We start from the raw sequence: 12467 nt of genomic DNA, 5'->3' as shown, positions 1-12467 counted from the left end.
ACCTGAGACCTCTGCCTCCGGAGGGCAGCGCTCTATCCAGCTGAGCTACGGGCGCTTAACGCCGTTGCGGAACAGGATACTACGGATTTAATCACTCTATGTCTAGTCCTTTTTTAAATAAAAATATCGATTGCTTGCCTTTTATTCGTTTCGTCGATAAAGAGAGCATTTTTGCCCTCTTTATCCCCTTTTTTTCAAACCACAAATACCCTTAACGACATTATTACGCTTTTTGCTTTTGGCGATTGATAGCTTTTACTAGAAAATAAAATGCCGAAACAGCCAATAAAAATATTATCCCAACAATTAGCGATAACCGCGTATCCGGGTTAATTGCCATTCCTACCAATACGCAGCCTAAAAAAATCAAAGTCGCATAGTTGACCCAAGGAAATAAAATAGATTTGAAAGGATGACCAACTAATTTTTCTTTATTTTGTTGACGAAAACGTATCTGACTCGTCAGTAGCACCAACCAAGGCACCATTCCTGGTAATACGCTCGCGCTATAAACATACACAAATACTTTTTCAGGATTAGGCACAAGATAGTTCAAGCTCGACCCAGCAATTAAACATAAAATAGTAAAACCAACACAGCGAGCAGGCACGCCATTGCGCGTAAGCTTTAATAACGAGCGAGGCAACTGCTTATTTTGCGCCAAGGTATATAACATGCGTCCACCGCTATACATTCCACTGTTACAGCCAGATAACGCCGCAGTCAGTACCACAAAGTTGATTACCGCTGCTGCGGAAATAATACCAACTTTAGCGAAAGTCATAACAAACGGACTGCCTTGATGTCCTACATCTGTCCATGGGAACAGCGTCACCACTATAAAAATAGCACCCACATAAAAAATTAAGATGCGCCATAATATATTGTTAATCGCTTTTCTTAATGTGACCTGTGGATTTTTAGCTTCTCCAGCAGTAATACCCACTAGCTCAACCCCTTGATAAGAAGCAACAACAATGCACAGCGCAAACAAAAAGCCTTTCCAGCCCCCAGCAAAAAATCCACCGTGTTGCGTCAAATTGCCTAAACCAATAGGTTCAAAATTGTTACCAATTCCAAAAAATATCAAGCCAATGCCTATCAAAATCATCACGACAATTGTGGTCACTTTAATCATCGCAAACCAAAACTCTAACTCACCATACAACCTAACTGCGGCAAGGTTAGCTAGCGCGACAAGTGCTACAGCAATGGATGCAAATATCCATTGAGGAACCCCAGGGAACCAATACTCCGCATAGGCGCCGATTGCCGTAATTTCTGAAATACCCACCGCCACCCACATAAACCAGTAGCCCCAAGCAGTTAAACATCCCCAAAATGGGCTTAGATATTTATAACCAAAAGAAGCAAAAGATCCGGTTACCGGCTCAAGAAACAGCATTTCCCCCATTGAGCGCATAATGAAGAAAACAAAAATACCCGCAATAATATAAGCCAATAGAACAGAGGGGCCAGCCCATTTTAACGTGCTGGCTGACCCCATAAATAGACCAACACCTATCGTTCCACCTAATGCAATCAGCTCAATATGACGAGCCTCAAGCCCTCGCTGAAGTCCCTGTTGTGGATTTTCCATAAATACCCCTGTCATGAATTGTGATAATAAGTTACAGCTTTAATTGAAACTAAGTGAGTAATAATCGCTGTAAAATAAGAGAAATAGCCATTCAAGCAATAGAAAAAAGCAAAAAAACTTCAAGATATAGTTGAATATCTAAAGTTTGCGCTTATTTTTGAGGGATTATAGAAATATTTGAGGAAAGAGACCAGCAGTTACACCAGTCTCTGTAAATCAATCTAACTTTAGAGCTTACCACCGTAATAGTAACCTAAGAATTTAAGTAACTTAAATTGTCTTTTCACGCGAGTTGGTTGAGCCAATAAGCGATATAGCCACTCTAGCCCTAAGTTTTGCCACACTTTCGGGGCACGTTTCACATGACCCGTGAATACGTCATAAGTCCCGCCAACACCCATATACAGCGCATCAGGATGCACTTCACGGCAATCACGCATAAAAAGCTCTTGCTTAGGTGACCCCATTGCAACAGTGACAATTTTAGCGCCACTGGCACGAATACGTTCAAATAAAGCACTTCTATCTTCAGGTGTAAAATATCCATTTTGTGAGCCAACAATATTCACATTCCATGCAGAGCGGAGCTTCGCTTCTGTTTGCTCTAGGATTTCAGGTTTACCACCAATCAAAAATACTGGAGTACCTTCTTTGCCCGCCCTTTCCATCAAACCTTCCCACAAATCAGCACCTGCAACACGAGAGACCTCAGCTTGTGGATATTTACGGCGAATGGCGCGCACAATACTAATACCATCAGCATAGAGGTATTCAGCTTGTCCAAGTAAAGTATTTAATGCCACATCTTTTTCAGCAATCATCACTTTCTCAGCATTGATAGCAACCAATGTTCCGGTTTTCGTTTCGCCGCCATCAAATAAATAATCTAAAAAATGAGCCATATTTTTGAAGCCCCAAATGTTGTGGCCTCGAATACTATACTGCGGTACTGATGGTTGCGAAATTGGTGACTGTTCCATAATACTCCTTTAGCGGCTTTCACGCTGTTGGCTTCTTAAGTAAGAAGTCGTTCTAGCCCGAATAAGACCCGCACTCTCAAATAACCAGTACAATAATTTTGCTAAAATCAGACACAGTCCGAAAATTAAGCAGAAAAAGACCACCCGCGAGACAAATGAATCGACGCCTTCGCGCGCTAATACAATGATATTAAAAATGGCACCAAAACAGAATGCTTGCATAATTGCCGCTTTGTAGCGATTCGATTCTTTTAAGCTCATGCCATAAATCCAATCAAACCACTTAATAATCAGCCCAACCACGATTGCACCTAAAGGAATAAATATAACGCCACCCATAACCACCAGTGAACCGATTAACGTTGGCGATATCGCTAACCCAGAATGGTTATTTAGCACTTCCCACGTAAAGTAATTAGCGGAATTAAGCACAGTATCAGGGCGCTCAGGCCAAACCCAAGAGGGAATAAATACATAGAAATCGCGAATAATAGGCGCTAGCCCTTGAAAATCCATTTCATCATAATGGCTAAGTAGTAAGGCTAAATTTTCCCACGGTGAAAATGTATCGCGGGTTAAATATAAAAATGTGTAATAGGCCTCTGAACCACTCACATCCAAACCATAACGTTTTAATGCAAGCCAGAACATACCCACAATACTCGCAACACCTGCTGCTCCTAGCATCCACAGAGTAATCCAACCTCTAACGATACCAATAAACAAAAAGAGCGCGAAAGCAATAATGATATTAGCGCGCGTACCACCCACAATCACATAAGTTAAAAAACCAAATGCGACGGTGCTAATCAAAAAGAAAATCCACCGTTGTTGGGTTGGGCGCAAAAAGTAGACGATCAACATCGCAGGGATGAAGAAGTAAAAAAAGCGTTTTAACGCGACGCCAGTCACCTGACTAGAGAAAATTTGGCTGTATGATTTTAATTTGAAAAGTAAAAACCCATTTTCTAAAAAGAAAATGCCTACCGTCACCACGGCAATCGCAATCAGCAATAGACAGGTCAGATTGGTTTCCACTTTATTCATGCTAAACAACGGACGTCTTTGTTTATCGACATTTTTTGATAACCGCGTTTTATATGCAACATAGTAAATAGCATAAAAACTGGTCGCCGCAAGTTGTGCATATAATAAGTAATCCGCCGATACCACAGCGACGTCAAACTGAAACACTAATGCACAAGTGAGCGGAAATCCAAAATAAAACGTCAATAAATACAACATAGAAAAAAAGATATTAAAATTAAAACGCACACGTAAAAACTCTTTATAGAGTAATGTGCCGATAAAAATAATCGATATTAAATAGACCAGTGCCAAGCCACCTAACTCCGAAAGAGTCATGCTCACTCCTTTGCGATAGTTAGAATTTCTTTCCAACCATCAGTAAAATTAGGGGCAAAAAAATCGATATTATGTCTATCAAGTATCGACATTTGACGTTGAGCTTCATCAACCAGTGGAAGTGTCAGTTTATCCCCATAAAAAAAGACGGGCACATTTTGCGCAGTTAAATCCTGCCAGAATGTATTTTGACGACTTATCACAAAAGGAATGCAAAATTGAATAAGTAAACAAATCGTTCCCACCCCTTGCTGACGATTAAAAATGAAATAGCCAAGATCGCAAGATTTAAGCAAATTAAGATATTCCGCAAACTCCATTCGCTCTTTCAGAATTTCAACTTGCCCTTTCGCAAAGTGATTGTTTGCCGCTTGCTCAACTTGTTGGATGTAGGTTTGATTGTTTGCCGGATATCCCATTGGTACAACTATCTTAACATTGTCACCAAACTCTTGTTTAATCGCCCCCAAAGCCTCTACATGACGATTTGAGCGGTCACCTGAATTACCGAGTAAGATGGTGAGTTGATCGCCTTCACGAGGCTCACGTTCAATGATAGTTAACGCCGGGTCCATACGAGTCGGAAAATATAAAACTGACGCTGGCACCCTTGGATTAGATTGGTGAAAATAGCAAAGATCACCCCGAGTAGCGCACACATGCCCCACTCGCTTTTGCGCCAAACGGCGTAAAATATAAAATAATTTAAACTTGAGCGATGCTGACTCTTCATACAAATCAGCACCCCAAATATGCCACCAAAACTGATGCGGTTTTATTTGACCAAACAGCAAAGCCAGCCATATAGGCGCATTAAACTGCCCATGAAAGAAAAATCGCGTATGTCGCTCCGCTTTAGCACGACGGATAACACTATCTGCAATTGCTTTTTTACTGTCAAAAATTTCGATTTTCAACTCAGGATAAGCGTCAGAAAGCTGCGCATCATGGCTTACGACCATAAAATGCGGTTTTTGCGACGGCGCCATTTCTTGGCTGATAACGTTATTAAAAAACGTCAATACCGTCTGATTATGGTGAGGAAGTAAAGATCCCAGTACATGTATTAAGGTTGTCATGCTCGCCTACGGTAGATCAAAAATACGCAACAACAAACAATAAAGTATACGATATAAGTGGCCATATAAGCCTGTGTAGCACCTACTGCACCGTGTTCAGGAATGAACCAATGAGCAAAGCTCATTAACAAAACAAATTGGCTCACTTCAGTGAGGATATAAAAACGTAATGCGGCTTTAGCAATCACTAGATAACCAAAGACATACGACCCCACTTTCAACACATCACCGACCAGTTGCCACGCAAACAGGTCTCTCATACCTGTAAATTGTTCGGAAAATAGTAACCAAATCGCAAAATCACGCAATAGCCAAACCATAAAGCTCGCCACTGCTACTGCGGGTAACACAAATTTAAGTGCTTTAATTATTTCAGCTGATATTTCGCTTTTTAGCTGCAACCGAGAAAGCGTGGGTAATAAATAAACGGAAAAAGAGGCGGTAATAAACTGCAAGTAAGCATCTGATATCGTGCTCACCCCTGCCCACAATCCAACATCATCCCAGCTATATCGTTCAGCTAATAAGTTACGCATCATGATATAAGCAACAGGCAACGTCACTGACGTCAAAATTGCCATCACCGTAAACTTACCCAAACTTGTTGCAATCGCCTTATCCCACGCAGGTTTAAGCATAGAAAATGCAAATTGCTTACGTCTAACGATCATCAAACCAGCGGGTAATACAACTAATGCAGGAACAAGAGCCAACCCGGCTAATGCACCTTCATAGCCACCCAATATATAGCATAAATAATAAGCAACTACACCGAGTAAGCTACCTAATATGATAGCTTGAGCATTACCCGAGGCATCACGGTAGCCTTTAAGGATGGCTAAAAAATAATTCGAATACGCAATCCCCATTTGGACAAAAGCAACGGCTTTAATCACTGATTCATAGTCTGCGTTATCAAACAAAGCAGCGCTAATGGGGCCACTAAAGAGCAAAAAAATAGCCGCAAGTAGTGTTGATGATCCTAATATTAATGTTGAAGAGGTACCAAGAACGGCGCGTAACTTTACGGGGTCTTGATGGTGCTCCGCCACATATTTTGTGACACCATTAAAAATCCCTGCACCGGATAACACCCCTAACACAGTGATTAATTGGCGAAAATTCCCCGCTAACCCAACACCACTAGGACCAAAAGAGACTGCTAATAATTTAACGATTAATAGGCCTGCCCCGATTTTAATCAGGGTAGACCCGGCAGTCCAAATCGATGCTCTCGCTAACGACATTAAGCAAAAAACGCGTTAATGCGCTCAATGACAGTTTGCTGTTCAGCATCCGTCATATTGTAGAACATCGGTAAACGTACTAAACGATCGCTTTCAACTGTTGTATAACGGTCTTCTCCATGGAAGCGCCCGAACTCAATACCTGCTGGGCTTGTATGTAACGCAACATAATGGAATACCGTCAAAATACCATGAGATTTCATGTAGTCATTAAACGCGGTGCGCTCTTCTACATCCTTCAATTTAATGTAGAACATATGAGCATTGTGCTGTAGACCTTCAGGAACAGTCGCTAAAACGAGATGTCCTGCATCAACTAAAGGTAATAATGCATCATGATAACGCTGCCACAATAGTAAGCGGCGATCATTAATTTTTTTCGCTTCTTCTAGCTGTGCCCATAAATAAGCAGCTTGTAAATCAGACATTAAATAACTTGAACCAATATCACGCCAAGTGTATTTGTCTACTTGCCCACGGAAAAATTGGCTACGATTAGTCCCTTTTTCACGAATGACTTCTGCTCGGCTAATCAATGTTTTATCATTAATTAGTGTCGCGCCACCTTCACCACCAGAAGAGTAGTTTTTAGTTTCATGGAAGCTATAGCAACCAATGTGACCGATAGTCCCAAGCGCTTTGCCTTTATAAGTCGACATCACACCTTGAGCAGCATCTTCAATCACAAATAAATTGTGTTTTTTAGCAATTGCCATAATGACATCCATTTCACAGGCAACCCCTGCGTAATGAACAGGCACTATCGCACGCGTACGCGCTGTAATTGCATCTTCAATTTTAGTTTCATCAATATTCATTGTGTCTGGACGAATATCAACAAAGACAATTTTAGCACCACGTAATACGAAAGCATTGGAAGTGGATACAAAGGTAAAACTCGGCATGATAACTTCATCACCCGGTTTAATATCAATCAAAATTGCTGCCATTTCTAACGAAGCAGTACAAGATGGCGTTAATTGAACTTTCGGGCAATCAAAGTGTTTTTCCATCCACTCTTCACAACGTTTTGTGAAGCCACCATCACCACACAGCTTGCCGCTTTCCATGGCCTGTCTCATATACTCTAATTCAGTACCTACAACGGGTGGTTTATTAAATGGAATCATGTTGTCCCCTGTATAGCCAATATGCAGTGCTTGCAATTGAAGCACCACTATGTGAATAAAGATTTAATGCTGCAACATTACTGATTTGAGTGGCAACATTTAACTGTCTTTTTTGGTGTTGCACACACCAATTGAATGCCGCTAACATCAACTGACGACCAATGCCCTGACCTTTAGCTTCAGGCATTTTCGCTAATAGCCCTATCCGTGCTGTATCAGTATCTAAATTACGCAGGCTAACAAAACCTAAAATCTCACCTGACGCATCTTTAACTAACAAACACGTATGATCAAAAGTGCCAATAACCGCTTTTTCTATCCATAACGCATAAAACCGTCCGCTATCACCTTCTTGATACCAAGGGGCTCTAAAACGGCTATTACTAAAAACAGCCTCTGCGGCGTTGCGTAATGGCACTATGTCATCTATTTGTGCCACTTCTACACGATTTGTTGCAGAAGCACCTGCGGTTAAGTAAGCATTTTCTGTGCCAATAGTTAATGCAAAATCGATTTCACCTTCAACCAAAGAAAACCCCATACTAGCTAAATCATCGATCATTGTACTCTCAGATGCTGAGACTTTAGCTTGTACGATATCGTACTTATCCATTTGATAAGCAAGAATGATTTCAGACCCAACATCTGTAAAGTTTAATTTAGCTGTTGAGTGCCCGAAAAAATCAGACTCCCATTGCAGGGGCTCAATACTGGCGCGGACGGACACGGAGAAGATCCTCTAAATATTGCCCATAACCGGTTTTTTTCAATTGCACAGCAGATGCGTGAACTTGCTCATCAGTGAGCCAACCATTACGCCACGCAATCTCTTCTAAACATGCGACTTTGAAACCTTGACGTTTTTCAACAGTTTGTACAAATGTACCCGCTTCAATCAAACTGTCATGTGTTCCCGTATCTAACCACGCAAAACCACGACCTAATAGCTCAACGCTCAATTCACCGCGTTCCAAATACATTTGATTGATCGACGTAATTTCTAATTCACCACGCTCAGAAGGCTTCACTTGCTTAGCAAATTCAACTACTTGAGAGTCATAGAAATATAACCCTGTTACCGCCCAATTCGATTTCGGCTTTAGTGGTTTTTCTTCAATGGATAACGCTTTAAAATCATCATCAAATTCAACAACACCGAAACGTTCAGGGTCCATCACTTGATAACCAAATACGGTTGCCCCTTTGGTGCGAGCAGCAACAGAGGTCAATTTTGGACTGAATGAGTGACCAAAGAAGATATTATCCCCAAGCACTAAGCAGCAAGAATCACCATTGATGAATTCTTCACCAATAATAAAGGCTTGTGCAAGCCCATCAGGAGAAGGTTGCTCCGCATAACTAAGCTCAATACCAAATTCATGACCATCACCTAATAACCGCTTAAACATCGGTAAATCTTCAGGTGTAGAAATAATCAAAATTTCACGAATACCCGCTAACATCAATACAGAAAGCGGGTAATAAATCATTGGCTTATCATAGATAGGCAATAGTTGTTTAGAGATACCTCGAGTGATGGGATGCAAACGCGTGCCCGAACCACCAGCAAGTATAATGCCTTTCATATATCCTCCTAACTACCTAAACCTAGGCGTTCACCCGCGTAGGAGCCATCTTGTACTCGACGCCACCAAGTTTCATTATTCAAGTACCATTGCACCGTTTTACGGATGCCTGACTCGAAAGTTTCTTGTGGTGTCCAGCCCAATTCACGTTCAATCTTAGCCGCATCAATGGCATATCGCATATCATGACCCGGCCGATCTTTCACATAAGTGATCAAATCACGATAATGAACCACACCCTGAGGCTTTTGCGGACAAAACTCTTCTAGCAACGCACAAATCGTTTCCACGACATCAATATTGCGACGCTCATTGTGTCCACCGATATTATAGGTCGTACCCGGATCAGCCTTAGTTGCCACTAAATGTAGAGCACGCGCATGGTCCTCTACGAACAACCAATCACGAATTTGCTCCCCTTTACCATAAACAGGTAACGGTTTACCTGATATAGCATTAAGAATAATCAATGGGATCAATTTCTCAGGAAAATGATAAGGACCATAATTATTCGAGCAATTGGTGATCATCGTTGGTAAACCATAAGTTCGCTGCCAAGCACGGACTAAATGATCGCTTGATGCTTTGGATGCTGAATATGGGCTACTTGGTGCATAAGGTGTTGTTTCAGTAAAGAACCCATCTGGGCCATCCAAATCGCCATACACTTCATCCGTTGAAATATGGTGAAAACGAAATGCATTTTTTCTGCTTTCGTCCAGCGACGACCAATAATGACGCGCCGCTTCCAACAACGTATAAGTACCGACAATATTGGTTTCGATAAACTCTGCCGGACCATCAATTGAGCGGTCAACATGGCTCTCTGCCGCTAAATGCATGACAGCATCAGGCTGATATTGAACGAAAACTTTATCCAATGCCGCGCGGTCACAAATATTCACTTGCTCAAAAGCATAACGTTCGTTGCTCGCGACATCAGCGAGTGATTCCAAATTACCCGCGTAGGTCAAACAATCGACAACAATAGCGCTATCGCGAGTGTTCTCTATAATATGACGTACAACTGCGGAGCCGATAAAACCAGCTCCACCTGTGATTAGAATGCGTTTCAACGCCATACTCCTTTGGTATCAACAACCCATTTTTGCTTGATTGATGAGCCTTGGATAGCTTTAAATACATTGTGATCAACTAACATCAAAATCACATCAGCGTCAGCCACAGCCTGTTCCACTGAAACTAGCTCAGCCACACCTTTAAGCGAAGTTGGTAATTCATGAATATGTGGTTCAACTGCAAAGGTTTTACCTGGATTCCAATTAGCAATCATCTTAGTGATGTGCATCGCTGGGCTTTCACGCAAGTCATCAATGTTCGGTTTGAAAGACAAACCAAAACAAGCAATGGTGATTTCGCTAGCTTTTTTACCCGTTTCAACCAAACAATCCGCAACTGCGGCTTTAACTTGATCAACAACCCAAATTGGCTTGCCATCGTTAACTAAACGCGCAGTATGGATAAGGCGTGATTGCTGTGGGTTTTGAGCCACGATAAACCAAGGGTCAACGGCAATACAGTGTCCACCGACACCTGGACCTGGTTGTAAAATATTAACGCGTGGATGACGATTAGCTAAGCTAATCAATTCCCATACATTGATATTTTGCTGTGCGCAGATGAGTGATAATTCATTAGCAAATGCAATATTCACGTCACGGAAGCTATTTTCCGTTAATTTACACATTTCTGCGGTTCTTGAATTGGTGATAACACATTCACCTTCAAGGAAAATATTATATAACTCGCTTGCACGTTGTGATGATTTTGGTGTCATTCCGCCAATAACACGGTCATTTTTAATCAATTCAACCATCACTTGGCCTGGCAATACACGCTCAGGACAATATGCCACATCGATATCGGCATCTTCACCAGCTTGTTGTGGGAATGTTAAGTCAGGACGCGCTTGCGCCATCCACTCAGCCATTTGCTCTGTGGTACCTACTGGTGAAGTCGATTCCAGAATAACTAAGTCACCTTTTTTCAATACAGGTGCAATAGATTCCGCCGCAGCTTTTACATAAACCAAGTCTGGTTCATGTTCACCTTTGAACGGTGTTGGTACGGCAATTAAATAAGCATCAGCTGGCTGAGGTTTAGTAAAGGCTTTCAAATAACCCGCTTCAACGGCAGTTTTCACCACCACATCGAGTTCGGGTTCTACGATATGGATTTTACCCTGATTAATGGTATCCACCGCATGTTGGTTGACATCTACGCCAACAACCTGTTTTTTGCGAGAAGCGAAGGCTGCTGCTGTTGGTAAACCAATATAACCAAGGCCGATAACAGAAATAGTTTCAAAACTCATAATTTCACCTGATTGCTTTTTAATGCGTCAAGAATACGCTGACAAGAATGACCATCCCCATAAGGGTTATGGGCGCGGCTCATTTCATGATATTCCGCTTCATCTGTCAGTAACCGATTAACTTCTTCCACAATTTTTTGTGTATTTGTACCAACAAGGCGAACTGTGCCTGCATCTACTGCTTCTGGACGCTCTGTTGTATCTCTCATAACCAAAACAGGTTTACCCAGAGACGGGGCTTCCTCTTGAATACCGCCCGAATCTGTTAGGATCAAATAAGCATGATTCATCAGATAAACAAAAGGCAGATACTCTTGTGGACTAATTAATATAATATTATCAATATCATGCAGTATTCTTTTAACCGGTTCACCAACATTTGGATTTAAATGTACCGGATAAACAATTTGAACATCCGGATGGGCTTGTGCTATTTCAGCTAGCGCATGACAGATACGTTCAAAACCGCCACCAAAGCTTTCACGACGATGCCCAGTGACTAAAATCATTTTCTTATTTGGGTCAATAAATGGATAATTAGCCCCTAATTTTTCCATCATGTGCTGGTCGCTCATGACCTTATCACGCACCCATAACAATGCATCAATGACAGTGTTACCTGTGACAAAGATATGACTATCAGGTATCGACTCTTTTAATAAATTCTGGCGTGAATTTTCTGTTGGTGCAAAATGATACATTGCAAGATGGCCTGCAATTTTACGATTAGCTTCTTCAGGCCATGGAGAATAAAGATCGCCTGTTCGCAATCCTGCTTCAACGTGACCGACAGGAATACGATGATAGAACGCTGCAAGACTAGTTGCCATGGTTGTTGCTGTGTCACCATGAACTAATACGACGTCCGGTTGAAAATCTGCAAATACCGCTTTTAATCCTTCAAGGATACGGCATGTGATATCGGTTAAATCTTGCCCTGGTTTCATAATATTGAGATCGTAATCTGGAGTGATCTCGAACAGTTTCAGTACTTGATCTAGCATTTCACGATGCTGGGCTGTTACACAAACTTTTGCTTCAAAGTCTGCATCATCAGCGAGTGCATGAACCAACGGTGCCATTTTAATGGCCTCCGGTCGTGTGCCGAATACAGTCAATACTTTCACAGTGACTCTCTTATATTT

At 41.6% G+C, this 12467-nt stretch carries 11 protein-coding genes; all 11 read right to left on the bottom strand.

The features are described 5' to 3' along the window. Window positions 1-223 precede the first annotated feature (223 nt). Complete coding sequence (gene thrP, locus ACTH6U_RS19750) at window positions 224-1600, bottom strand: bifunctional threonine/serine APC transporter ThrP (protein WP_294104363.1); 1377 nt, start codon at window positions 1598-1600, stop codon at window positions 224-226. 227 nt (window positions 1601-1827) lie between these two features. Then, window positions 1828-2580 carry a lipopolysaccharide N-acetylmannosaminouronosyltransferase gene (gene wecG / locus ACTH6U_RS19745; protein WP_434719672.1) on the bottom strand — a complete coding sequence of 251 codons (753 nt, stop codon included), beginning with the start codon at window positions 2578-2580 and terminating at the stop codon, window positions 1828-1830. A gap of 9 nt (window positions 2581-2589) precedes the next feature. After that, a complete protein-coding gene (gene wzyE / locus ACTH6U_RS19740; RefSeq protein ID WP_441832980.1) occupies window positions 2590-3945 on the bottom strand; it encodes an ECA oligosaccharide polymerase in 1356 nt (451 codons plus the stop codon). 2 nt (window positions 3946-3947) lie between these two features. Beyond that, the gene (locus ACTH6U_RS19735; RefSeq protein WP_441830153.1) at window positions 3948-5024 is read right to left on the bottom strand and encodes a TDP-N-acetylfucosamine:lipid II N-acetylfucosaminyltransferase; all 1077 of its coding nucleotides are present in this window, start codon (window positions 5022-5024) and stop codon (window positions 3948-3950) included. Then, on the bottom strand, window positions 5021-6271 hold the full coding sequence (wzxE, locus tag ACTH6U_RS19730; protein ID WP_336429402.1) for a lipid III flippase WzxE: 1251 nt from the start codon (window positions 6269-6271) through the stop codon (window positions 5021-5023). Before wzxE ends, ACTH6U_RS19735 begins: the two co-directional genes overlap by 4 nt. After that, window positions 6271-7401: a dTDP-4-amino-4,6-dideoxygalactose transaminase gene (gene rffA / locus ACTH6U_RS19725; RefSeq protein WP_294104370.1), complete on the bottom strand. Its 1131-nt coding sequence runs from the start codon at window positions 7399-7401 to the stop codon at window positions 6271-6273. The genes wzxE and rffA overlap by 1 nt, the downstream gene beginning before the upstream one ends. Beyond that, window positions 7388-8128 (bottom strand): dTDP-4-amino-4,6-dideoxy-D-galactose acyltransferase, encoded by a 741-nt coding sequence (gene rffC / locus ACTH6U_RS19720; protein ID WP_441832979.1) that lies wholly within the window; start codon window positions 8126-8128, stop codon window positions 7388-7390. Before rffC ends, rffA begins: the two co-directional genes overlap by 14 nt. Next, window positions 8106-8987, bottom strand: a complete 882-nt coding sequence (rfbA, locus tag ACTH6U_RS19715; protein WP_336429404.1) for a glucose-1-phosphate thymidylyltransferase RfbA — start codon at window positions 8985-8987, stop codon at window positions 8106-8108. The genes rffC and rfbA overlap by 23 nt, the downstream gene beginning before the upstream one ends. 8 nt (window positions 8988-8995) lie before the next feature. Further along, window positions 8996-10069, bottom strand: coding sequence for a dTDP-glucose 4,6-dehydratase (gene rffG / locus ACTH6U_RS19710; RefSeq protein ID WP_294104376.1), 1074 nt, complete (start codon window positions 10067-10069; stop codon window positions 8996-8998). Next, the gene (gene wecC / locus ACTH6U_RS19705) at window positions 10060-11322 is read right to left on the bottom strand and encodes a UDP-N-acetyl-D-mannosamine dehydrogenase (protein WP_336429407.1); all 1263 of its coding nucleotides are present in this window, start codon (window positions 11320-11322) and stop codon (window positions 10060-10062) included. Before wecC ends, rffG begins: the two co-directional genes overlap by 10 nt. Continuing rightward, entirely contained in the window at window positions 11319-12449 is a 1131-nt protein-coding gene (gene wecB, locus ACTH6U_RS19700; RefSeq protein ID WP_336429436.1) for a non-hydrolyzing UDP-N-acetylglucosamine 2-epimerase, read from the bottom strand. Before wecB ends, wecC begins: the two co-directional genes overlap by 4 nt. Between the last annotated feature and the right edge of the window lie 18 nt (window positions 12450-12467).

The sequence above is a fragment of the Providencia sp. genome (genome assembly GCF_052096715.1).
Taxonomy (GTDB): domain Bacteria; phylum Pseudomonadota; class Gammaproteobacteria; order Enterobacterales; family Enterobacteriaceae; genus Providencia.
This window is presented reverse-complemented; position numbering and strand designations above follow the sequence as displayed.